A 21656-nucleotide genomic window follows, 5' to 3' on the forward strand; every position below is an offset into this window, starting at 1 on the left:
TGTTTTATGTAGTCCATGGTTATCGTAATTTTATTAATTTAAAACCATTTAATTTAGGAGTAGACTTTCTATAAGTAGTTTTTTTAAATAATTGTATTATTCTAAAATTAATTATTTTACACATTTATTTTCCTTTTTGATTTAATTTAATATAATACCAATCATTGAATAATTTAAAGGCTTCATCTGTATCTTTTATTGTTCTAGGACTCCAGTATGCTTGTTCGTTCCATTCAGATTTATTAATATTTTCATGTCCTTCATACGTAAAATATAAAGGGATATTTTTATTATGAATAATTGAAAATATTAGACCACCCAATATACAAAATACTTTATCTGATGAACATGCACTTCCTTCTGTTTTATATATGTACTGTTCGAAAAAGTGTTCATAAGTACCTTTAAAGAGATTTTCAATTATCATTAAATTTAGAGTAATATTTAAGGTAACACATATAAGTTTAGCAATTTTAGGCAGTAATAAAAATCTAAGAGATTCTATAAATGTATAATTTGATTTATATTGTTGTTTTAATTCTTCAAATTTTTGAATAATATCTTTATTAGAATTTAGAAATTCTTCACCTTCATTTGATGATTGGTCTAGGAGTAGGTCAATAACTTTTTCAAGTTCTTTTGTTATCTCTTTACTCATTTTAAATTTCCTTTCTATAACTATATTTCAGCATAATTTATAATCTTAAATTTTCTATAATATCGAACAAATTATTACTTGAATAAACTTTTGTTATTTCAGTAATAAAATTAGTTACAAACCATAAAGAGCCATATTTGTTTATGATAAATTCATCAAGTTGTTTGTTAAAATACTCTTTTAATCTTGGCATTCGTTCTATTTCTTCAATACTATAAAAACACCAGAAATCATATATGTTTAAATATTTTTTTATTTCATTTTCTATGTAGTTGATCCAATCGTTTTTAGAATATTTGTTTAGAAGTTCGATTGAAAAATTTAAATTAGGCGTTTTATAAAGAATACCTATATATTCATGACTACATGTGTTGAAAAAATCCTTTAATTCCCTAAAAGTAGTTATCATATCTATTATTCCTTTGTTGGAGAATTTAAGAGATAGTCTCTAATATCAAGAACAACAATACACGCCAATAAAATGGATATATAAATTCTGTTATATAAAAATTCAAGAAATGGATTATCTAAATATAATAATTCAGATATATCATTAACAAATTGATTAAAACTATCAAACGTTTCTGTATTTTCCTTATATTCTTTTATTATAGATTTAATTTTGTTAAATAATTTTTCAAATACAATTTCATCGCATTGTAAGTCTGATAATATCCAAGTATATTCATATGCAAACCTACATTCTTCAGCTTTACATTCAAACTCAAACATTCTTGATATTTCTCTGAATGTTGGCATAGAAATAAACATTGTTACCTCCTATGTAAAGTAATATATTAAGTATTTATTCAATCTAAAAATATCAAGATATTTTTATAATTTTAAATGTTTATTTGTAAAATCAATTTCTCTTTCTTTTAATTTTCTAAGTTGTTCTAAAAGTATAATACGTTCTTTTATATTTTTAAGAAATTGCTCCAAAATAGGGTATTCCTCTGTCTTTATATTTAAATATTCTTTATTTTTTTATCATTTAAATAAACAAGAGTAATGGTTAATTTATTAATTGTATTGAGTTTATTCATTCCTTTATTTAACATTTCTCGATTCATTTCTAAATTTATATCAATACTTCCAAGTTCTTTTTGTAATGATTTTAAAAATTTATGGTTAAACAATATAAATAAGTTCCTTTCTATTATTCTATTGACGTCAACAAAATGGTTCATATACAAATATATCAATATGGTTTTTAAGTGGAGTTAATTTATTAATTATTACTAATTTAATTATTTTCCAATTTAAGCCACCATTACCACAACATAATGCAGGTATTGCAATATTTTTAATATTTAATATTTTTGTAAGTTCGACTAATTTGTTTAAACCAGTTATTATATATTTTATATCAGATTTTTGTGTCCATTTATCTTTAGTAGGGAAGTTAATTATTGTTTTGTTATTTTCTTTATAACAATGTAATTTACCAATGGTTAAAGTTCCATTTTTACAAGCCCTTCTATAATCTTCGTACATTTTAGGGAATTTAAGTTTAAATTGATAAGCTAATCCTTTCCCCATAATACCTTCACAGTTTACAGCATTAACTAAATATTCAGCAGATGAATTTAATAAATTACCAGTGGTAAAGTGTATCATGTAAATACTCCTTTATGTATTTTGAAAACCATTTTGCTGATGTTGGCAAAATGGTTTTTATTTTTAGAATATGAAATATCATTTTCTTAGCGTTGGTAAAATGATATTAAACATAAGCAAATGATCTTGGTACAATATCTAAATTGAAATCTTTAAGGGATTTAGGAGTTTTATATATTTTGATATTTCCTAATTCGTAGGCTATAGCTACGTTTTTATCGCGATAGTAAACATCAAAATCTTCTTTAGACATTCCTGCAAACTTTTTAGTTATTTTCCATACATTTTCTGGAGTGTTTTTTATAATATTAAGTATTTTAGCTTCTCCGACTATTGCTTTTACTGGATGTTTTACATATAACAAAATTGTTTTGATTAATGCTTTACAATAAAATTTTCTGAAATCATATTTCTTCTTACCTTTAATTATAAGTTCTATATATTCAGGGTATATAGGTAAAATCATTTTAAACATTTTGTTCACTCCATATTTTATAAACTGTCTAAAATCAAATCTATAAACTTTATTTTTTCATTTATCTGTTGTATTTCATAATTGATTTTTTTTAGTTCATATTTTGATTTTGCTTTCTCTAATAGGGATTTATGGTTATTTAATCTATTTATTAAAGATTGTTTTTCTTAGGTTAAAATTGAAACTCTATTCATATGACCCTTTTAATAAATCAAATATTGAGATTTGTCCAGGACATTCTAAAACAACTGCATTGGTATCGTCATTATAAAAATTCATGGTAACCTCCTAATCAAATTTATTGACTAATAATTTTTCTAAATCATCGTAATCATATTCTCTTTGTTTAAAATTAAAAAATCTATCTTTAGGTTTATGTGATTCAAATACCTTAGAAAAGTATTTGAGTGGTGCATACATATATTTATCGCTGCAATATTTACAGGTTTTTATAAATTTGTCTTTTGATGTTTCATACATCTTTATGTAATATTTGATTTCATATTTTTTGAAGTTAATGTTATATGTATTGAGTAAATTAATTACAGCTTGTACATTTTCTTTATTTGAAAAATCATTGTTATTCAAAGATTTTCTATTATTTTCTACAGTATTCAACAAATTTCTTATTTTCGCGTGAATGTTAAGCATAGTAGTATTTAATTTCTTACTGAAATATGATACAATAGCAGTAGAAAGTTTAAGGATTTTGGCATTCTTGATATTGCTGCAAAATACTAGAGATTTACTTATAAGTTTTCTAGGCACGGTTTTTAGAACTACCGTTAATTGTCTATTATGGTAGTTTCTACGTTGGTTAGTTTTGGTAGTAAATTTTGTTAAAATGTCTATTAATCCTAAAGACTGAAGAGTTTTTTTATATCTGTAAATGCTAGTTAAACCCATGTTTAATTTTTCAGAAACATAAGTATCTGTGGCGATTACAAAGTTGTGATCTTTATATTTACCATCACTTATTTTCCAGTTTTTAAACTTGGACATTTTAGTTAGATTTACTAAATATTTGTAATAGCGTTTACATCCATTGGACATAAAATTAGATTTTATAGCCAAATTTAAAAAACTCACTTAGACAAGCTCCTTTCTTTAAGATTAAGTAAATATTGACGTGAAGTGAAAGGGTATTGAAATATTAATTTGTTTTAATGCTTTTGATATTTGAGTTATTGCCATTTAGATAGTGGTATTTAATTATATTTGATATTGGTGCTATAGATTGGTACTAATGCTAGGTAAACAAATTCAATCGCCTGGGAAACTTTTGAATTTGTTTTGGTTTTGTTTTAAGTATATCTAATCATTTCGGGATTGTCAATACAATGTTTAAGAAGGAGTTTGTTTTTATGGATAAGTTTAGAGTCAATTTAAAAAATAAAATAGATAAATATATTAAACTTAATGGAATTTCTTATGCTTATTTTAAAAAAAATACGGGTAGTATTTATAATGTAGTTGAAAAAGGCAGTACAAAATTTAAAACTCTCTTTCAAGCATCTAAAATTTTAGATGTAGATATAAGGAATTTATTAATGTTTGATAGTTATACATATGTTTTTAAAAATTCCTTTGAAACTTTTGAGGAATTTTTTGTGTTTTTAGGTAAAAAATTAAAAGAAATTAGATTAAGTAATAAATTAACATTAGTTAATGTATCAGATAAAATTAATATAAATTATAAAACAATATCAAGACATGAAAGTGCAAAAATAATAATGTCATTAGATACTTTCTATAAATATTTGGATGTGTTAGAAATTACACCAGAAGAATTTTTCTTAAAGAATGAGATATATGAGACTAAAGGAAATGATATAAAAAATCAAATAACTATTGATGATTTCAATAATAGAATTTATGAATTGGAGGAAATTAAAGGGAGAATTGTTGGAGGAAATATTGCTATAAATCCTAATACATTTCCAACATTACACGGATTTTTAAAGATATGTAAAAGCTTGGGAGTAAGTCCTAAGGATTTCTTTAATTTTGAAAAGAAAAATTTTGATTATGATTCAGTGGTTATTGATCTTAAGGAGTCTATTCAAAATATAAAACATATCCTTGAACCTAAAGGAAGTAAGATTCCAAGATATGTTAAATTGGATACAATTTTCCTTTTTTGCAATGAGCGTTCAATAAAAATTGCAGATTTTTTTGATGAACATTGCATTGAAGGATATTTAAGTCAATTGTTTTTGAGTATATCATAATCAAAATAAATATAGTCAACATTTTCATTAAAATGGAATTTAAATTTATAATTTGTGTTAAAATTGTCCAAAATTTGTTGAAAATTTTCTTTTGAGGGAGTATGTCCTTCTATATCTATAGGAAAAATTTTAAATCTTATTTTTTTAAGTGATGAATCTGAAATAAATAAATTAATTTGAAAAAATAAATTAAAATTTTCAAAAGACCCAGTGTGTAAAATGGGAATATTTTTTGAAGAAGAAATTGAAAAATTATCATCTAAAACTATAAATAAGCTTTTTTTATGTGAAATACTTTTTAATAAATTTTCATTTAAATTTGATTTATCTATTAAAACAATTGGTATGTAAAAATTGTTTTCTAAAATATGTAAATATTTATATATAGATAGAAGGTTTTTGTTATTTAAAAGTTTTGGTTTTAAATATGCAATTGAAAAATCATTGTATTTAAAAAATCTATATAAATTTTCATTTAAAGTTTGAAAATCTGGATTGTTATTAGAATTAGTTTCGTTTTCTATTATTAAAAAATCCTCACGTCTTAAAAATTTAAGAGAATTTTTTAAATCTTCATGGAATTCATTTTCTTTTAAATTTAAAATTGAAAAATTTGAAGAATTTAAAGTTTTATACATATTATCATTTGCACAATTTTCATCGAAAATAGTTATGAAATGTTCATTCATAAGCTCTGAAGTATTAGTTTTTGTAGTTGAGTTGTTAATATGTTTATTTTGTAGTACAATATGGTTTATATATTCTTTAGTATTTTCAATACAGAATGCTGCTTTGTATAGAAATTCCGAAAAATAGTTATCATAAGTACAAAGATAGTACCCTGTAAAAAGTGAAATTATTATTGATAGTTTAATTAAAAATTTCATGGTGAAATCCGCCTTGTAAGTAGTTTGTTTGAAAAGTTTGTATTTATTATTCTCAAACTAAACATTAAAAATGTAGTTAAATGAGGTTTTTTTATATGATGAAAAAATTTGAGGGCAATAGTGAGGAAATGCAGTTTGAACGATTTGAACGGTTCGAAAAGCTTTTGAAAAAAAATAAGAATAAGCCCAATTTTGAAGAAATGTCACCGTATGAGATAATTAACTACTTGAGAGAAGAAGATGTTAGAAAAAATTATAAGGTATTACCTTCGAATAGATTTTTTAAAAAGATGATGTTCTCTTCTTTTTTTGCAATATTTTTGGTATTTTTTTATGTGATTACAGGCAGTGGAGATATAGTTCAGAGAAATGTAGATGTGTTTGTAAATAAAATTGATAACAAGAAAGAAGTATTAAGTGCAATAAACAATTCTTTAGATTATATAATAGAAGGAGATTTTAGAACTTTAATCGACGCGTATAGATCAGACTCTAGTAATTCTTTTGAAAATCATTTTGAACTTGTTATTATGTTAAGTAGTATTAATAATTTTTCTCAGGCACAGGAAGAACTGTTAAAATTAAAAGGTAGGGTAGAGCAGATTACTCTTATAAGAAATGATGAAGAACATAAAAATAATGTTTATGGATTGCTAGATAATTTTCTTTTGTTAAATAATTTAGAGGAAGCAAAAAATATTTTAGATAAAAATAGGCAAAGTTTAGGAAATGATATATTATTCTTGGAAAGAGAAATAATATATTTTCTTTTGATGGAAAATAAAGAGGAAGCCATAAATATTTATTCTTCAATTATGCTTGATAATATTGAAGATGTGAATTCTATTTTATGTTACGCAAAATTAAGTGTAATTTTCAATAGATTTGATAGAGCTATAGAGGCTTTAGATAAAGTATTAAGTAAAGATATTAATAACATTAATGTGTTAAGTGTTATAGATATGATGGTTTCTTATGACCTTAATGAATTAAATAGGACTTTAGATTCGTATATTGAGCAAAGCGGAGGAAATGAGCGATTAAGATTATTAAGAGCAAAAGCTAATAGTAAAGATTTATCAAGAACGCAGATAAATATTGAAGATATAGATGAGTTTATGAAGAAATATCCAAATCAAAATTTGCCTAAAATCGTAAAATTAGAAATTTTGACTGATTCTTCTAGATTTGAAGAAGCTACAAGATTGTATAATGAACTTAAAAATATGCAGGATAAAACTTTTGATGTGTATTATGCTTTGGCAAAATATAGTTTAAGTGTGAATAATTTTAATGATGCTTTAAATTATGTTAAACAAAGTATTGAACTTAATAATAAGTTTTATGAAAGTTATGATGTTTTATTAAATATATTGCTTAGTCAAAATAAATCTTTAAACATAAATTATTTTTATTTAAAAATGAAATTACTTGATTTAATAAATACAAATATAGATAAAAATTTTGTAGTTAGGTATACAGATAGTTTAAATGATGGAAATAAAGCAATCGAAGTTTTAGAGTTTGCAAACAAAATTTCTATATTTGAATCTGATTTAAGGTATAAATTAGCAAAAATATATATAGATCAGAGAAGAGACAATGAGGCAAAAGAAAAACTTTATGAGGCAATAAGTTTAAATGAAAAATCTGTTTATTATAGAACACTTGGAGTTTTATTAGTTGGAATGGGAGAAGTTGAAGAGGGAATTAATAATATTAGAATGGCGTATTCAATAGATCCTGAAGATATTTTAAATCTAAATAATGCAGGTGCTTATTATGCAAATGTTGAAAAAGATATTCAAAGAGCTTTTTCAAATGTGAAAGCTGCTTATGAGGGACTTAATGAGAGTTATAGCGAATATGAAGCACTTATAATAAGAGAAAATTATTTTAAACTTGATTCTATATATGATGAAGCTTCAGGAACATCTACAAGTGAGGAGATTCCATTTATAGATTATTTATACTAATTTGTGTGAATTTGTGTGAAAACTTTAAGCTTATTTATAAAAAAAAGCTTAAAGTTTTTTTTTATTTAACATTATTAAATTCATTAAAGTGGTAATATAATTATTGTGTGTTATAGAGAAAATTTTTAAGGGGGAAATGTTTTGGAAATTTTATTAATTTTAAAGTCCGTAATTGTTGCAATTGTTGAGGGAATAACTGAATTTTTACCAGTATCATCAACAGGTCATATGATAATAGCAAGCGATATAATAAATTTTTCAGAAACTGCAGGTATTGACTTTGTGAATATGTATGAAGTTGTAATTCAATTGGGAGCTATACTTGCAATTATGGTTTTGTATAGGAAAAAAATTATAGATTCCATAATTCATTTAAGAGAGTACGGGTTTAAAATGTGGTTTTACATATTTATAGCATTTTTACCATCAGCTATTGTTGGTGTTTTAATAAATGATTTTATAAAGAGTAAATTGTTTAATTCATTTAGTGTTTCTATTGGGCTGATTGTTGGAGCTATTATTTTGCTTTTGGTTGAAAAATATTTTTCAAATAGAAACTTAGATAAGAAAACAAAAGATATTAAAGATATTAATTTAAAACAGGCAGTTGGTATAGGGTGTTTTCAAATATTATCTCTTTGGCCTGGAATGAGTAGGTCTTCTTCTACAATATCTGGGGCATGGGTATTTGGATGTTCAACAAAATTAGCAGCAGAGTTTTCATTTTTTTTAGCAATTCCAACTATGCTAGGAGCATCAGTTTATGAACTTTTAGGAATGGATTATACAAATTTTACTACAAATCATGGAATAGCTCTTGTTGTTGGGTTTTTAGTAGCATTTTTAGTGGCGATTTTAGTAGTAGATACATTTATAAAGTTTCTTAAAAAATATCCTATGAAATATTTTGCTTATTATAGAATATGTATTGCTATTTTATTAATAGTTTTAGTTGTTTTTAATATTATTAAGGTTTAGATAATAAATGAGTTACAATGTATTTACATGAATTAATGTTTGTGTTAGAATTGATGATAGTTGTACTCAAATATTGGGAGGATTACTATGAATCAGATTAAGAAAATTGCTTTACTTACAGGTGGAGGAGATTGTCCAGGACTTAATGCGGTTATAAGAGCGGTAACAAAGACGGCTATTTTAGAATATGGTTATGAGGTTATAGGATATAGATTTGGGTATAGGGGTTTATATAATAATGATTATATAAACTTGGACATAAATACGGTTGATAATATTTTACATAAAGGTGGAACAATCCTCTGGAGTTCTAATAAGGATAATCTTTTTGATTATATAGTTGAAGAAAACGGGAAAAAAGTAAAAAAAGATGTTTCAAATGTTGCTATAGAGAATCTTAAAAAAGAGAATGTTGATGCTATAGTTATAATTGGTGGAGATGGAACTTTAACATCAGCTAGAGATTTTTCACGTAGAGGTATTAATGTTATAGGTGTACCTAAGACTATAGATAATGATTTAGGTTCTACTGATTTTACATTTGGTTTTAATACAGCAATTGGTATAGTTACTGATTGTTTGGATAGACTTCATACAACAGCTGAATCACATCATAGAATATTGATTGCTGAAGTTATGGGGAGAAATGCAGGTTGGATTGCTCTTCACGCTGGAATTGCTGGAGATGCACATGTAATTTTGATTCCAGAGATACCATATAGTATAGATAAGATTGTTGATAAAATTAATGAAAGAAAGGCAAAGGGGTATAAGTATACTTTAATTGTTGTTTCTGAAGGAGCTAAGTCTATTACAGGTGAAACTGTTGTTGCAAAAGTTGTTGAAGATTCACCAGATCCAATAAGATTTGGAGGAATAGCAAATAAGATTGCTCATGATTTAGAAGGTAGGGTTTCGGACCAAGAAATAAGATCTACAATTCTTGGTCATATTCAAAGAGGTGGAAACACTTCTACGTATGATAGAGTTTTATCTACGAGGTATGGAGCAGCAGCAGCTAGACTTATTAGCGAAGGTAAATTCGGTAACATGGTTTGCTTAAAAGGTGACGAAATAAGTTGCGTTAGTCTTGAAGATGTAATTGGTAAGGAAAAGTATGTTGATCCTAATCATGAATTAGTTGAGATATCAAAGAAAATGGGAATTGGATTTGGAGATTAATATTGAACACCGTTTTTTACGGTGTTTTTTGCTATTAAAATAACTTGAATAAAAAAATATTTAATTGAGCAAAATAATATCAATTAAATAAAACGGAGTGTGTTTTTATGAATTTTATAAGAAAAATGTCAGTTTTTTTAGTTTTTGTATTATGTTTAGGAGTTATGACTTCTTGTTTAGGGTCAGGTTCTTCTAGTAAAAAGATATCTTTATCTACAGATGAAATATATGAAAAAGCTATAAGTGGAGTTGAACTTCCAAAGCTACAAAAACTTTCTTCAAGTGAGTTAGAAAGTTTATTTAATTTAAAATCATCTAATGTTGAAGAGTATACAGTTTGTATAAGTATGATGAATGTTCAGGCAAGTGAAATTGCTGTTTTCAAGTTTTCAAGCAAAGAACAAGAAAGTGCAATTGATAAAGCTATAGAGAAAAGATTAAAAGATTTAGATGCTACATGGGGAAGTTATTTACCAGCTCAACATGAACTTGTAAAAAATGTTAAAAAGTTTTCTCATGGTGATGTAAAGGGATATGTTATAGCAGAGGATGCTGATAAGATAATTTCTAACATTGATAAAGCAGTAAAATAAATTTGTATTTTAATAACGGCTTTTTTAAGTCGTTATTTTTTTATGTTGATTACAAAAATATTTTTTGAGATAATTTTTGGGATGAAATTTTTGAAAGAGGATAGTTAGGATGATTTTTAAAAATCTTTTAGATTATGGAATAGATGATTATTTTATTAATGAATCAAAAAAATATGAAAATATGAAAGTTGGTAGAGTTATTTCTCAATATAATGAATTATATAGAGTAGTTACAGAACATGGTGAAATGTTAGCTGAAGTTTCTGGAAAATTTAGATATAATACAGAAAAAGTTTTTGAGTATCCAGCTGTAGGGGATTTTGTTATGCTTGATTATGATGAAAATAATATGGCTGGAAATGGAATTATACATAAAGTTTTAACTCGTAAAAGTGTTTTTAAACGTAAAGGTGTTGGAGATAAAAATCAAACACAAATAGTGTCAACTAACATTGATATTGTGTTTATTTGTACTTCATTAAATAAAAATTATAATTTAAATAGAATAGAAAGATATGTTGCTATTGCTTGGGATAGTAATATTAAACCTGTGATAATATTAACTAAAAGTGATTTATGTGAAAATGTAAGTGAAATTTTATTTGAAGTTTCAAATAGTATACTTGGGGTAGATATAATTATAACATCTAGTTATGATAAAAGTTCTTATGATCAAATATTTAATTATTTAAAACCTGGAGTTACTGGTTGTTTTGTTGGATCATCTGGTGTTGGAAAATCAACTATAATTAATTATTTAATTGGAGAAAATTATTTTTTAACAAATGATATAAGTAACTATGATAAGGGAAAACATACAACAACAAGAAGAGAGCTTATAGTACTTTCAAAAGGTGGAATTGTAATTGATACTCCTGGAATGAGAGAGATTGGACTTGATTTAGTTGATGTAGATAAATCATTTTTTGATATTGAAGAGTTGGCTCTTAAATGTAAATTTAAAGATTGTACTCATACAAGTGAACCAGGGTGTTTTGTACAAGAACAAATAAAATTAGGAAATTTAGATAAGAGACGTTTGGAAAGCTATGAAAAATTAAAAAAGGAATCTTTATATGATGGATTATCTTTTAGAGAAATAGAAAACAAGAAGCTTGAAGTTATGTTTAAAGAATTTGGTGGAATAAAAAATGCCAGAAAATATTTAAAAAGTAAAAAGAAATAAAAAAAGGTATGCAATTTGCATACCGTTTATTTTTTAATATACTCCTTGAGAGATCATTGCATCTGCAACTTTTTTAAATCCTGCAATGTTTGCTCCAGCAAGGAAATTTTTATCAAGAGAAAATTCTTTTGAAGTTTCATAACAAACCTTAAAAATATTTATCATTATGTCTTTAAGTTTATTGTCAACTTCCTCAAATGTCCAAGAATATCTCATAGAGTTTTGAGACATTTCAAGACCAGACACTGCAACTCCTCCGGCGTTAGCTGCTTTTGATGGACCATATAAAACTCCATTTTCTAGAAACATTTTTATAGCTTCAGGAGTAGAAGGCATGTTAGCACCTTCACAAACGCAGAAACAACCATTATTAATTAATATTTTTGTTGAGGATTCATCTATTTCATTTTGTGTTGCACATGGAAGAGCAATATCGCATTTTTCTTCCCAAATTTTTGTGTATCCTTCAATGTATTTTGCGTTTTTATCGTATTCTAAGTAATCTTTGATTCTTCTTTTCTCAACTTCTTTAAGTTGTTTTATTATAGAAAGATTAATTCCATTTTCATTGTATATATATCCATTTGAATCACTCATAGCTATTACAGTAGCTCCAAGTTCTGTTGCTTTCTCAGCTGCATAAATTGCAACGTTACCTGATCCAGAAATTATAACTTTAGAGTTTTTAAAAGATTTTCCATAAGTATTCATCATTTCTTCTGCAAAATAACAAACACCGTATCCAGTTGCTTCAGTTCTGGCAAGACTTCCACCGTAATTTATTCCTTTTCCAGTTAAAACGCCTGCAAAATCATTTCTGATTTTTTTATATTGTCCAAATAAATATCCAATTTCTTTTCCAGAAACTCCAATATCTCCAGCAGGGACATCAATGTTTTCTCCAATATATTTGTATAATTCATTCATAAATGCTTGGCAGAATCTCATAATTTCCCCATCTGATTTTCCTTTAGGATCAAAATCAGATCCACCTTTTCCACCGCCTAGAGGAAGAGTTGTTAGAGAGTTTTTAAATATTTGTTCAAATCCTAAGAATTTAATTATAGATGAGTATACAGTTGGATGGAAACGAAGCCCCCCCTTATAAGGCCCTATTGCATTATTAAATTGTACTCTAAAACCTCTATTTACTTGAATTTTACCATTATCATCAACCCAAGTAACTCTAAATTGAATAAATCTATCAGGTTCAACAATTCTTTCAAGAATGTTATGTTCAATATATTCTGGATATTTTAAAAGTAGTGGTTCAAGAGAAAATAAAACTTCATAAACAGCTTGATGAAATTCAGGCTCTGAAGGATTTTTAGTTACCACTTTTTGATAAACAGATTCAATATAATTTTTGATATTATTCATTAATTCACTCTCCTAAAATCATAATTTATTTGAGAAATATCCATTACTTATTAAATTTAGTTTTATGGACTTTACAATAGCTAGATAGAGTGCTGTTGTGTCAAACCGTGCATCATGAAAATAAGAGTCTTCACTATTAAAAAATTTCTTTGTTGAATCCAATATGTTTTCTTCAGAAATTTTAAGATAAGTTAAAAGTTCTGATAATTTTGGTGATTTTAAAGTTCCAATAGAACTTTTTAGTTTTAATATGTTTTTAAAATAATTCATGGAACAAAATAAATTTTTAGGTTCAAACTCTATATTTATTCTTTCAAATTCTTTTTTTAAAAAACTAATATCAAAATTAATGTTATGTCCTAGTATAAAATCACTTTCCATCAAGTCTTTTTTAAAAAGTTTATAAATGTCTTTAAACTTTAAGTTTCCACTTAAAGTTTTTAATGTCTCTACGTCAAAACCGTGAACGTTGTATGCAGTTTCTGATATGTAATCAACTGAAAAGAAAAAATTTTTTGCTCGTACTTTTTCATCAGGTGAAACTGGATTTGTGTTATAAATTATGTATGTTAGTTGACATATTTGGCCAGGCGATCTATCACTAGTTTCTGTATCTAAAAATACAAGTTTCATTATTTGTTAATCCTCCTAAATAAAAATTCTAATATTTCAAGGCAAAGATTAAGAGTTTGATTATCTTTATCAAGTAGAGGATTAAATTCAACAAAATCCATTGAAACTATATTTATAGCTGATAAAAGTTTATCTAAAAAGCTTTTTATTTCATCTACATATAATCCATTTTTTACAGGAGTACCAGTACCAGGAACATATACTGGGTCAAATACGTCAATGTCAAAGGATAAATGAAAGTTATGTATTTTATTTTTTGATACATATTTTTTTAAAGTATTAATCATTAATTCGGGATTTAATAAATTAAAAGAATTTGTATCGTATATGTGCATTTCATTTTTTATTATAAAGTCTTTTTCACCATCATCAAGGGAGCGAACCCCAAATAAAAATACATTTCTAGGATCGATTTTATTTTTGAATAAAGATAGAAATTTTTCATCTCCATAACCTAAAGAACAAGCTAAAGGCATTCCGTGAGCATTACATGATGGTGATGTTGAAGGTGTATTTAAATCTCCATGAGCATCAATCCATATTACGCCAGTGTTTTTAAAGAAATTTGAAAATCCAGCTAGAGATCCAATTGAAATGGAATGGTCTCCACCTAAAACCAGTGGAAAATTATTTTCAGAGTAGCTTTTACAAATTTGTTCAGATAAAGCTGTAACTGAAGGAATTATTTTATCGAAATATTTTATATATTTATTTTCTTTAAATTTATCATCAAAATTTTGTTCAATTTCTATGTCTATAATTTTATTTATTTTATGATTACAATTTTTAAGAATAGATTCAAGATCATTGTCTATAAGCATCTTCGGTGCCAATTCAACGCCTTTTTTATCACATCCGTAAAATGTAGCCATGTTTATTATATCTAATTTCATTTCAGGTAAAAGTCCTCCAAAATTATTAAAATTAAAAAAATTAGTATAAAATAACAAAAATATTGGAAATATAATACATATTTTTATACTTAGTTAATTTTAAATAAGCTAATTATAACAAAAATTATTATCATAAGAAAGGAGAAAATAAAAAATGAACAAAGAGAGGAATCATTTACAAATAACAAAACCTATTTTAATATTTTGCATAATTTTAATATTGTTTATTTTAATGAGTTGTTCTAAGAGTGAAAACGATAAAGTTAGTTTAAATGTAAATAAAAACAATACAAGTCAAAAAACTTTAATAGATAAAGCTGTAACAAGTATTGATGAGCAAAATGAGGTTCAAGTACAAACTTTTGATAAAAATAATAATGAAGTAAGTAAATATTTTGAAAGTGATAATAGATTTGATGATTTATCTAATATTAAAAATACATATTATGGAAAATATAATTTGCACGGGGAAGAAGTATTTGGAAGTTTTGAAGTTACAAGAAATTCAGTGATATTTACTCCTGATGATGGTAATTCAAAAGAGATAATTCATTTTTCAGGTATAAGAAACATTGATAGAAGAGAGTATCCTAGTGGAAAAATAGATTTATTATTTCAATATGATGGGCATGAAAAGATAATTAAAAATGTTAGTGATGAAATGTTTAGTGATGTTTTATTATATACAACAAAATAAATTTTAAAAATATGAAGCTTTTTATTAATGAGAGCTTCATATTTTTTTTAATTATTTAAAAATTATAAATGTATTAAAAACACCTAAATATACCAAAATATATATACAAAAATTGATACGGAAGGAAAATTTTATATGAAATTCTTAAAATTTAAATACGCACTTATTCCTATAGTTGTATTGGTTTTTTCAACTATAATTCAAGTTCCAATAATTAATTTTGTTAAAGCTGAGTCTTCAAGATATATGCTTACAAATTATAGAGAGAACGTAAAGGAAGATATTTTAAAAGTTGTTGAAGCTAATGTTAAGTCAAAGTTAAAAGAATCTTTAAAAAGTGAGGTTATACAAGAACTTAGAACAGAACTTTTGGACGAAGTAATGGATAATTTGAGAATTGATTTAACAAAAGAGATTAGAGAAGGAAGACAGTGGATTGAATCTTCAGCTTCTAAAGTTAAAAGTGATAGATAAAAAATGTTTTGGAGGTAACTTAAATGTCTAATGAAAATAAAAACGATAAAAAAGATAAAAAAATTGATAAGAAAAATGACAAAAAAAGTTTCTTAAAAAGTGAATGGTCAAAATTTTTGTTTATATCTGTAGTATCTCTTTTAATTGCTATAGTTGGTATAAACAACAACATTGAAAGAGAGAAAGATAAAATATTTAAAGAAATGAAATCAAAAATTAAATTGGAAGTTGAAAAAGAATTGTATAAAGAGTTATATGATAAATTTAAGGAAACAGTTAGAAATGATTTAAAGAAAGAGTATAGAGATTTTGTAAAAATAGAGCTTAAAAAAAGTTTGAGAGATGATACTTTTAGAGCTCTGAAACATCAAATAGATAATGAAGGTATTGATTTATCTTATGAAATATTTGAATCAATAGAGTATAAACAAAATGGAGAAAATATTCACCATTGTGAAGTTGTTGTAAATAATTTGGATAAAGTTTTTAATGAGGAATTAGAGGGACTTTTTAAACAAATATTTGGAAATGAACAAGATAAAAAAGGTGTTTTATTAGTTTTTTCAGAAGAGCCTGAGGAAAATGGATATAGACCTGATTTTAGAATTGAAAAAGGTTTGAATGATCAAATTATGATTATGAAAGACAATAAATTCAGGGATTTAGCGGATAATAATGTGATTTCTTAAAATTTTAGGGAGGTAGGGTTATGAAAAAAGGAAAATTAATTATGTGTTCAGTAGTGGGTGCTATAGTATGTTCAGCGTTGTGTATTGGATATTCAAATAAAAGCACAAACATTGCAACAATAAAGACTGAAGAGTATATTGATAATTTTAATTTCAAAGAGCAAGATAATCAGAGTATGGAAATAAATGATTATTGGGAAAGTGCATCTGTGGAAGAAATTAAAAATTCTATTTTAGGGTACATAGATGACATGATGGAGTCTACAATTATTAAATTGGAAGATTTTAAGAAAGAGAATAATTTAAGTAAAATTAAATTATATGAAAATGAAATCAAACGTTTAAATACAATACTCGATAATGTTAAGTCAGCAGAAACAAAAGAAGAATTAAGGAAAGCTATGCAAGTAAGACACAAAGATAGCGTTTAAAAAAACATTAGCTAGTAATTATTATATGATAATAATTGTAAATATCATCTAAATTTTGTATAATGTTTTATGAAGGAGAGTGAAGATAAATGAAAAATTTAAAGAAAATTTTAATTGGAACTACATCTTTAGTATTTTCAGTAGCTGTTTTGATGCAATGTACATCTTCAGGGTCAAATACAACAAGTGGTAATAATAATACTACTACTCAGACGCAAAGTGTTTCATAAGATAATTCACAGGGGACTTCAGATAATGAGTCTTCTTATGTAAACTTATATGATGGACGAGCTGCTTTTCCAGATTCAGTACATAAATCTTGGCAAGATGGAACTTTAGATGAAGCTAGAGCAAGTGTACTTGAATATATTGATGGAATGATTGCAGGAATTCAAACTGATATAGAAAAATATGAGAAAGAGGCAAATACAGAAAAATTAAACATAGAAATGGGAAAACTTGAAAGAGTTGAGCAACTTAAAGAAAAAATTCTAGCTGCTAAAGAAAAATCTGAACTTAAAAATCTTATGCATGAAGAATTTAGATCTGGAACTTATAAAGATATATATGGGTCAGGTAATTAATGGAACTTTATCAAATTTTAGGTTGGCTTAATGTATGGGTGTTTGTACTTTTAGTAATAAAAGCACCCCTTAAAACTTTGAATAAAAAGCTTAAAAACAAACAATTAATGAAAATAAATTCATTACTTACAAAGTATCATAAATATTTAGGAATATTTATGATTGTTGTCGCGATTGCACATGCATATGTAATAGGTACATTGTTTAGGTTTAATTCAGGAACTTTAATTTTAATAGGTATAATAATTACAGCTATTGTAGGATTTTTAATTCGTGCTACACGTAAAAAAATATTTTTAACAATTCATAGAATTTTATCAATAGTTGTTTTGTTACTTATGATTAATCACATATATTTCTAAAATTTTAAGTGGTCACTTTATTTTTAGTGACCACTATTTTTATAAACATTTTTAAGAGAAATTTCTCCAGAATTAATTGATATGATTTCATTATCCGTTTTTAAAAGAAGATGTCCAAAATTATTAAATCCATAAACGGTTCCATTAATTTCATTTTCATTTAGTTTTATATATATTTTTTTGTTTAGAAGATAAGATTTATCTGTATATTCATGTAAAAAATTTTCAAAATTATTTGAAAGAAAGTAGTTGTAATATTTAAATAAATAATTTGTCAAACTATTTATAAAATAATTTTTAATTATAATTTTTGGTGTATTTAGTTTTAAACTTGTGGCTTTTTTTCTTAGTTCATTAGGAAAATCATTTTCATTGTGATAGAGATTTATTCCAATTCCTGCAATTATGAATTCCCCATATGTATTTGATATTGATTCACATAAAATTCCACATACTTTTTTGTGATTTATTAAAATATCATTAGGCCATTTTATATTTGAAGATATTGAATAATCTTCTAAAAGTTTTGTTATACCTAAGCATATAAAAAGTGTTAAGGTCTCATATTTTAAATTTTCAAATTCTTTTCTAAAAATGATTGAATAATAAAGTCCATTGTTTTTAGAAGATTCCCACGAATTTCCGAATCTACCACGTCCGTTTGTTTGTTCATTTGAAATTATTATTGTTCCAGTTTTAGGATTTGTGTTACAGAGATTTTTTGCATATTTGTTTGTAGAATCTATTGTTTCAAATTCATAGATAGGTGCGTCAAAAGCATTAATTAAATTCATTTAATTTCTCCTTGTTGATAAAATTAAAAGTATTATAAATTATTTCAAAAATTATTTCAAATCGTGTAAAAATTATACATTATGTGATAAAATATGAATTTGTATGACATGATTAGCTAAATTAATTTTATTAGTTGAGGTAGAAAAATGAGATTAAGGAGAAAACCGTGGGCTCGTCCAGAACTTTTGCAAAGTGAATTATTTATAGAGAATCCTAGAGAATTTAAAGGATCTTGGAATAAAGTTTTCAATAATAATAATGAAATTTGTTTAGAGCTAGGTTGCGGAAAAGGAAGGTTTATTTCAAATATTGCTCAGAAAAATAAAGATAAAAACTTTATAGCTATAGATTTAAAAGATGAAGTTTTAGTTTATGTAAAAAGAAAATGTGAAGAACTTAATCTTGAAAATGTTAGAATACTTTCTTTTGATATTAATTACATAAATGAAATTTTTGAAAAAGGTGAAGTTTCAGATATTTATTTAAATTTTTCAACTCCATGGCCAAAAACAAAACACAACAAAAGAAGATTAACTCATCCTAGATTTTTAAATAAATATTTAGAGATTATTAATTCTAATTCAAAAATAATGTTAAAAACAGATCATGAATTATTTTTTTTAGATTCAATTGAATATTTGAACGAAAATGGTTTTGATATTTTATATAAAACAATGGATTTACATAATGAAGAGATTGAAAATATAATGACTGAATATGAAGAGAAGTTTTTAAATAAGGGAATGAAGATAATGTATTTAACTGCAAAATTTAACGAAAGGAAAAAATAAAGATGGATTATAAAAAATTAATTAGTGATCTTATAGAAGAAGTTTTAAATATAAATGTTTATGATTCAATTGAAATACCTCCTGATAGCAATATGGGTGATTTTGCTTTTCCATGTTTTAAACTTGCAAAAGAATTAAGAAAGTCACCACAATCTATTGCGGAAGATTTAAAATCTAAATTATCTCATGAAAGTATTTCAAAGATTGAAGTTGTTGGAGCATATTTGAATTTTTTTATTGATAAGTCTAAATTTTCGAGAGATATATTATTTAAAGTTTTGAAAGGGAAGAGCCAATATGGATATTCAAATTATGGAGAGAATAAAACCATAATTGTTGAATATTCATCTCCGAACATTGCAAAACCATTTCACATAGGACATTTATTTACAACAGTTGTTGGAAATGCTTTGTATAGAATACATAAATCTCAAGGTTACAATGTAGTAGGTATTAATTATTTAGGAGATTGGGGAACTCAGTTTGGAAAGTTGATTTATGCTTATAAAAGATGGGTTAATTTGGATGAACTTGAAAAAAATCCAATTTCAGAATTGTTTAGGATATATGTTAAATTTCATGATGAAGTGGATAAAGACCCATCTCTTGAAGATGAGGGAAGAAAATATTTTAAAATGCTTGAAGAAGGCGATGAAGAATGTAGAAATCTCTGGAAAAAATTTAGAGATTTAAGTTTATGTGAGTTTGAGAAATTATATAAAGTTCTTGGAGTTAAATTTGATTCTTATGATGGAGAAGCATTTTTTTCAGATAAAATCGAAGATGTTGTAAATGAAATTGATTCTAAGGGATTGTTAGTTGAATCCTTAGGAGCTCGTGTTGTTAAACTTGATGATTATAATATGCCACCATGTATTATAAAAAAAGCTGATGGAGCTACTATTTATGCAACAAGAGATATTACAGCAGCAATATATAGAAAGAAGAAATATGATTTTTATAAAAATATATATGTTGTTGGAAATCCTCAAGCTCTTCATTTTAAGCAAGTTTTTAAAACTTTAGAATTAATGGGAAATGATTGGGCGAAAGATTGTGTGCATGTTGGATTTGGATTAGTTAAGTTTAAAGATAAAAAGCTTTCTTCAAGAAAAGGAGAAGTTATACTTTTAGAGGAACTTTTAAATATGTCTATAGAGAAAATAAAAACTGTTATAGATGAAAAGAATCCTAATCTTAAAAATAAAGAGGAAGTTTCTCAAAAAGTTGGTATTGGAGCTATTGTTTTTAATTATTTAAAAATGAATAGAGAAAGAGATATAATTTTTGATTTTGATGAGGTTCTTTCTTTTGAGGGAGAAACTGGTCCATATGTACAATATACTTTTGCTAGAGCGAAATCTATTTTAAGAAAAAGCGGTGTAGATATAGAAAATCTAGAATTTTTAAAATACTTGGAATTATTAGTAGATACTAATGAAATTTCTTTAATAAGAGTTTTAGGAGATTTTAATAATCAAATAAAATCTTCAATTAAATTTTTAGAGCCATCAATAATAACTCGATATGTTATAGAAGTTTCTAAGAATTTTAATAAATTTTATAATTCAAACAATATTTTGAATTTAAATGATGAGAATTTAAAAATTGCAAGACTTATTTTAGTTTATGCTACAACTATAGTTATAAAAAATGCTTTGTATTTAATTGGAATTGAAACTGTTGATGAAATGTAAAAGAGAATACATTAAGTATTCTCTTTTTTATCTATAATTAAATTGTCCTAATATATCTATTTCTTGATTTGTTTCTTTTTCAACTCCAGTAAATGTAATTTGATAAGTTCCTTTTTCTTCAAGTGGATATCTTAAATTAATTCTTATTATTGGTTGTAAAATGTCTATGAATTGAGGCACGATATTTATTAATTGTTTTCCAGATGGGGAAACAAGTGAGAATGGATGAAGATATTTAAATTGATAATTTGATGGAAGTAAAAAAGCAATTTGATTATTACCAAATACAAACATATTTTGTAGATAAATAGACTTTATATTTCTATTACATTCATAATTGAGATAATCTTGTTTTGAATTACATATTTTAGAGTTAGTAAATAAACTAGAGAAAATTATTAGTGATGAGATTAAAATTCGTATTAACAAAAAACCACCCCACAA

At 25.2% G+C, this 21656-nt stretch carries 28 protein-coding genes; 15 read left to right on the forward strand and 13 right to left on the reverse strand.

Features of this window, described 5'->3' with window-relative positions; all coding sequences use genetic code 11:
• Positions 1 to 124: 124 nt before the first annotated feature.
• The 7 genes from A6P36_RS02655 to A6P36_RS02680 form a co-directional block, all read right to left on the reverse strand.
• A complete protein-coding gene (locus A6P36_RS02655; RefSeq protein ID WP_066760723.1) occupies positions 125 to 658 on the reverse strand; it encodes a hypothetical protein in 534 nt (177 codons plus the stop codon).
• A 37-nt stretch (positions 659 to 695) separates the two neighbouring features.
• Positions 696 to 1067: a hypothetical protein gene (locus A6P36_RS02660; protein WP_066760724.1), complete on the reverse strand. Its 372-nt coding sequence runs from the start codon at positions 1065 to 1067 to the stop codon at positions 696 to 698.
• A gap of 5 nt (positions 1068 to 1072) precedes the next feature.
• A complete protein-coding gene (locus A6P36_RS02665) occupies positions 1073 to 1429 on the reverse strand; it encodes a hypothetical protein (RefSeq protein ID WP_066760727.1) in 357 nt (118 codons plus the stop codon).
• Positions 1430 to 1626: 197 nt separating this feature from the next.
• Positions 1627 to 1797 (reverse strand): hypothetical protein, encoded by a 171-nt coding sequence (locus A6P36_RS08250; RefSeq protein ID WP_207644322.1) that lies wholly within the window; start codon positions 1795 to 1797, stop codon positions 1627 to 1629.
• Positions 1798 to 1831: 34 nt separating this feature from the next.
• Positions 1832 to 2278 (reverse strand): macro domain-containing protein, encoded by a 447-nt coding sequence (locus A6P36_RS02670; RefSeq protein WP_066760729.1) that lies wholly within the window; start codon positions 2276 to 2278, stop codon positions 1832 to 1834.
• A gap of 106 nt (positions 2279 to 2384) precedes the next feature.
• Positions 2385 to 2753 (reverse strand): hypothetical protein, encoded by a 369-nt coding sequence (locus A6P36_RS02675; protein WP_066760731.1) that lies wholly within the window; start codon positions 2751 to 2753, stop codon positions 2385 to 2387.
• A gap of 288 nt (positions 2754 to 3041) precedes the next feature.
• Positions 3042 to 3842, reverse strand: a complete 801-nt coding sequence (locus A6P36_RS02680) for a hypothetical protein (protein ID WP_066760733.1) — start codon at positions 3840 to 3842, stop codon at positions 3042 to 3044.
• 275 nt (positions 3843 to 4117) lie between these two features.
• Here A6P36_RS02680 and A6P36_RS02685 point away from each other — a divergent pair, with 275 nt between their 5' ends.
• Positions 4118 to 4984 (forward strand): helix-turn-helix domain-containing protein, encoded by an 867-nt coding sequence (locus A6P36_RS02685; RefSeq protein ID WP_066760735.1) that lies wholly within the window; start codon positions 4118 to 4120, stop codon positions 4982 to 4984.
• Here A6P36_RS02685 and A6P36_RS02690 read toward each other — a convergent pair.
• Positions 4960 to 5871, reverse strand: a complete 912-nt coding sequence (locus A6P36_RS02690) for a hypothetical protein (protein WP_066760737.1) — start codon at positions 5869 to 5871, stop codon at positions 4960 to 4962. The two genes, A6P36_RS02685 and A6P36_RS02690, sit on opposite strands and share 25 nt — an antisense overlap.
• Positions 5872 to 5966: 95 nt before the next feature.
• On the opposite strand from A6P36_RS02690, the gene A6P36_RS02695 reads away from it, so the two are divergent.
• The 5 genes from A6P36_RS02695 (at position 5967) to rsgA (ending at position 11786) form a co-directional block, all read left to right on the forward strand.
• The gene (locus tag A6P36_RS02695; RefSeq protein WP_066760739.1) at positions 5967 to 7847 is read left to right on the forward strand and encodes a tetratricopeptide repeat protein; all 1881 of its coding nucleotides are present in this window, start codon (positions 5967 to 5969) and stop codon (positions 7845 to 7847) included.
• A 141-nt stretch (positions 7848 to 7988) separates the two neighbouring features.
• Positions 7989 to 8825: an undecaprenyl-diphosphate phosphatase gene (locus tag A6P36_RS02700; protein WP_066760741.1), complete on the forward strand. Its 837-nt coding sequence runs from the start codon at positions 7989 to 7991 to the stop codon at positions 8823 to 8825.
• 87 nt (positions 8826 to 8912) lie between these two features.
• Complete coding sequence (locus A6P36_RS02705) at positions 8913 to 10007, forward strand: 6-phosphofructokinase (RefSeq protein WP_066760743.1); 1095 nt, start codon at positions 8913 to 8915, stop codon at positions 10005 to 10007.
• A 107-nt stretch (positions 10008 to 10114) separates the two neighbouring features.
• Positions 10115 to 10600 (forward strand): DUF4358 domain-containing protein, encoded by a 486-nt coding sequence (locus A6P36_RS02710; RefSeq protein WP_066760745.1) that lies wholly within the window; start codon positions 10115 to 10117, stop codon positions 10598 to 10600.
• Positions 10601 to 10709: 109 nt separating this feature from the next.
• Positions 10710 to 11786, forward strand: a complete 1077-nt coding sequence (gene rsgA / locus A6P36_RS02715) for a ribosome small subunit-dependent GTPase A (RefSeq protein WP_066760747.1) — start codon at positions 10710 to 10712, stop codon at positions 11784 to 11786.
• A gap of 33 nt (positions 11787 to 11819) precedes the next feature.
• Here rsgA and gdhA read toward each other — a convergent pair whose 3' ends face one another.
• The 3 genes from gdhA to A6P36_RS02730 are packed head-to-tail and all read right to left on the reverse strand — an operon-like array spanning position 11820 to position 14692.
• Positions 11820 to 13166 carry an NADP-specific glutamate dehydrogenase gene (gene gdhA / locus A6P36_RS02720; protein ID WP_066760751.1) on the reverse strand — a complete coding sequence of 449 codons (1347 nt, stop codon included), beginning with the start codon at positions 13164 to 13166 and terminating at the stop codon, positions 11820 to 11822.
• Between the two features lie 18 nt (positions 13167 to 13184).
• Positions 13185 to 13799 carry a 3'-5' exonuclease gene (locus tag A6P36_RS02725; RefSeq protein WP_066760753.1) on the reverse strand — a complete coding sequence of 205 codons (615 nt, stop codon included), beginning with the start codon at positions 13797 to 13799 and terminating at the stop codon, positions 13185 to 13187.
• On the reverse strand, positions 13799 to 14692 hold the full coding sequence (locus A6P36_RS02730) for an arginase (RefSeq protein WP_066760755.1): 894 nt from the start codon (positions 14690 to 14692) through the stop codon (positions 13799 to 13801). Before A6P36_RS02730 ends, A6P36_RS02725 begins: the two co-directional genes overlap by 1 nt.
• A 154-nt stretch (positions 14693 to 14846) precedes the next feature.
• On the opposite strand from A6P36_RS02730, the gene A6P36_RS02735 reads away from it, so the two are divergent.
• From A6P36_RS02735 to A6P36_RS02760, 7 genes are all read left to right on the forward strand, one after another.
• Positions 14847 to 15389, forward strand: a complete 543-nt coding sequence (locus tag A6P36_RS02735) for a hypothetical protein (RefSeq protein WP_066760760.1) — start codon at positions 14847 to 14849, stop codon at positions 15387 to 15389.
• A 135-nt stretch (positions 15390 to 15524) separates the two neighbouring features.
• Positions 15525 to 15863, forward strand: a complete 339-nt coding sequence (locus A6P36_RS02740) for a hypothetical protein (RefSeq protein WP_066760761.1) — start codon at positions 15525 to 15527, stop codon at positions 15861 to 15863.
• Between the two features lie 23 nt (positions 15864 to 15886).
• Positions 15887 to 16552, forward strand: a complete 666-nt coding sequence (locus A6P36_RS02745) for a hypothetical protein (RefSeq protein WP_066760762.1) — start codon at positions 15887 to 15889, stop codon at positions 16550 to 16552.
• A gap of 20 nt (positions 16553 to 16572) precedes the next feature.
• On the forward strand, positions 16573 to 16983 hold the full coding sequence (locus tag A6P36_RS02750; protein ID WP_066760763.1) for a peptidylprolyl isomerase: 411 nt from the start codon (positions 16573 to 16575) through the stop codon (positions 16981 to 16983).
• A gap of 89 nt (positions 16984 to 17072) precedes the next feature.
• On the forward strand, positions 17073 to 17213 hold the full coding sequence (locus A6P36_RS08060; RefSeq protein ID WP_156507963.1) for a hypothetical protein: 141 nt from the start codon (positions 17073 to 17075) through the stop codon (positions 17211 to 17213).
• Between the two features lie 147 nt (positions 17214 to 17360).
• The gene (locus A6P36_RS02755; protein WP_066760765.1) at positions 17361 to 17567 is read left to right on the forward strand and encodes a hypothetical protein; all 207 of its coding nucleotides are present in this window, start codon (positions 17361 to 17363) and stop codon (positions 17565 to 17567) included.
• Positions 17567 to 17929: a hypothetical protein gene (locus tag A6P36_RS02760; RefSeq protein ID WP_066760767.1), complete on the forward strand. Its 363-nt coding sequence runs from the start codon at positions 17567 to 17569 to the stop codon at positions 17927 to 17929. Before A6P36_RS02755 ends, A6P36_RS02760 begins: the two co-directional genes overlap by 1 nt.
• Before the next feature lie 23 nt (positions 17930 to 17952).
• On the opposite strand, the gene A6P36_RS02765 is transcribed toward A6P36_RS02760, so the two are convergent.
• Positions 17953 to 18723, reverse strand: coding sequence for a biotin--[acetyl-CoA-carboxylase] ligase (locus A6P36_RS02765; protein WP_066760772.1), 771 nt, complete (start codon positions 18721 to 18723; stop codon positions 17953 to 17955).
• A gap of 147 nt (positions 18724 to 18870) precedes the next feature.
• Here A6P36_RS02765 and trmB point away from each other — a divergent pair, with 147 nt between their 5' ends.
• Positions 18871 to 19515, forward strand: coding sequence for a tRNA (guanosine(46)-N7)-methyltransferase TrmB (gene trmB / locus A6P36_RS02770; RefSeq protein ID WP_066760774.1), 645 nt, complete (start codon positions 18871 to 18873; stop codon positions 19513 to 19515).
• A gap of 2 nt (positions 19516 to 19517) precedes the next feature.
• Positions 19518 to 21212 (forward strand): arginine--tRNA ligase, encoded by a 1695-nt coding sequence (gene argS / locus A6P36_RS02775; protein ID WP_066760776.1) that lies wholly within the window; start codon positions 19518 to 19520, stop codon positions 21210 to 21212.
• A 27-nt stretch (positions 21213 to 21239) separates the two neighbouring features.
• Here argS and A6P36_RS02780 read toward each other — a convergent pair whose 3' ends face one another.
• Positions 21240 to 21641 carry a hypothetical protein gene (locus A6P36_RS02780; RefSeq protein WP_066760778.1) on the reverse strand — a complete coding sequence of 134 codons (402 nt, stop codon included), beginning with the start codon at positions 21639 to 21641 and terminating at the stop codon, positions 21240 to 21242.
• Positions 21642 to 21656: the final 15 nt, after the last annotated feature.

The sequence above is a fragment of the Candidatus Arthromitus sp. SFB-turkey genome (genome assembly GCF_001655775.1).
Classification (GTDB): Bacteria; Bacillota; Clostridia; order Clostridiales; family Clostridiaceae; genus Dwaynesavagella; species Dwaynesavagella gallinarum.

Excerpts from the sequence above, each read along its gene's own strand:
- A6P36_RS02655 (WP_066760723.1), bottom strand. The coding sequence starts at position 658 with ATGAGTAAAGAGATAACAAAAGAACTTGAAAAAGTTATTGACCTACTC.
- A6P36_RS02660 (WP_066760724.1), bottom strand. The coding sequence starts at position 1,067 with ATGATAACTACTTTTAGGGAATTAAAGGATTTTTTCAACACATGTAGT.
- A6P36_RS02665 (WP_066760727.1), bottom strand. The coding sequence starts at position 1,429 with ATGTTTATTTCTATGCCAACATTCAGAGAAATATCAAGAATGTTTGAG.
- A6P36_RS02670 (WP_066760729.1), bottom strand. The coding sequence starts at position 2,278 with ATGATACACTTTACCACTGGTAATTTATTAAATTCATCTGCTGAATAT.
- A6P36_RS02675 (WP_066760731.1), bottom strand. The coding sequence starts at position 2,753 with ATGTTTAAAATGATTTTACCTATATACCCTGAATATATAGAACTTATA.
- A6P36_RS02685 (WP_066760735.1), top strand. The coding sequence starts at position 4,118 with ATGGATAAGTTTAGAGTCAATTTAAAAAATAAAATAGATAAATATATT.
- A6P36_RS02690 (WP_066760737.1), bottom strand. The coding sequence starts at position 5,871 with ATGAAATTTTTAATTAAACTATCAATAATAATTTCACTTTTTACAGGG.
- A6P36_RS02695 (WP_066760739.1), top strand. The coding sequence starts at position 5,967 with ATGATGAAAAAATTTGAGGGCAATAGTGAGGAAATGCAGTTTGAACGA.
- A6P36_RS02705 (WP_066760743.1), top strand. The coding sequence starts at position 8,913 with ATGAATCAGATTAAGAAAATTGCTTTACTTACAGGTGGAGGAGATTGT.
- A6P36_RS02710 (WP_066760745.1), top strand. The coding sequence starts at position 10,115 with ATGAATTTTATAAGAAAAATGTCAGTTTTTTTAGTTTTTGTATTATGT.
- rsgA (WP_066760747.1), top strand. The coding sequence starts at position 10,710 with ATGATTTTTAAAAATCTTTTAGATTATGGAATAGATGATTATTTTATT.
- gdhA (WP_066760751.1), bottom strand. The coding sequence starts at position 13,166 with ATGAATAATATCAAAAATTATATTGAATCTGTTTATCAAAAAGTGGTA.
- A6P36_RS02725 (WP_066760753.1), bottom strand. The coding sequence starts at position 13,799 with ATGAAACTTGTATTTTTAGATACAGAAACTAGTGATAGATCGCCTGGC.
- A6P36_RS02730 (WP_066760755.1), bottom strand. The coding sequence starts at position 14,692 with ATGAAATTAGATATAATAAACATGGCTACATTTTACGGATGTGATAAA.
- A6P36_RS02735 (WP_066760760.1), top strand. The coding sequence starts at position 14,847 with ATGAACAAAGAGAGGAATCATTTACAAATAACAAAACCTATTTTAATA.
- A6P36_RS02740 (WP_066760761.1), top strand. The coding sequence starts at position 15,525 with ATGAAATTCTTAAAATTTAAATACGCACTTATTCCTATAGTTGTATTG.
- A6P36_RS02745 (WP_066760762.1), top strand. The coding sequence starts at position 15,887 with ATGTCTAATGAAAATAAAAACGATAAAAAAGATAAAAAAATTGATAAG.
- A6P36_RS02750 (WP_066760763.1), top strand. The coding sequence starts at position 16,573 with ATGAAAAAAGGAAAATTAATTATGTGTTCAGTAGTGGGTGCTATAGTA.
- A6P36_RS08060 (WP_156507963.1), top strand. The coding sequence starts at position 17,073 with ATGAAAAATTTAAAGAAAATTTTAATTGGAACTACATCTTTAGTATTT.
- A6P36_RS02755 (WP_066760765.1), top strand. The coding sequence starts at position 17,361 with ATGATTGCAGGAATTCAAACTGATATAGAAAAATATGAGAAAGAGGCA.
- A6P36_RS02760 (WP_066760767.1), top strand. The coding sequence starts at position 17,567 with ATGGAACTTTATCAAATTTTAGGTTGGCTTAATGTATGGGTGTTTGTA.
- A6P36_RS02765 (WP_066760772.1), bottom strand. The coding sequence starts at position 18,723 with ATGAATTTAATTAATGCTTTTGACGCACCTATCTATGAATTTGAAACA.
- trmB (WP_066760774.1), top strand. The coding sequence starts at position 18,871 with ATGAGATTAAGGAGAAAACCGTGGGCTCGTCCAGAACTTTTGCAAAGT.
- argS (WP_066760776.1), top strand. The coding sequence starts at position 19,518 with ATGGATTATAAAAAATTAATTAGTGATCTTATAGAAGAAGTTTTAAAT.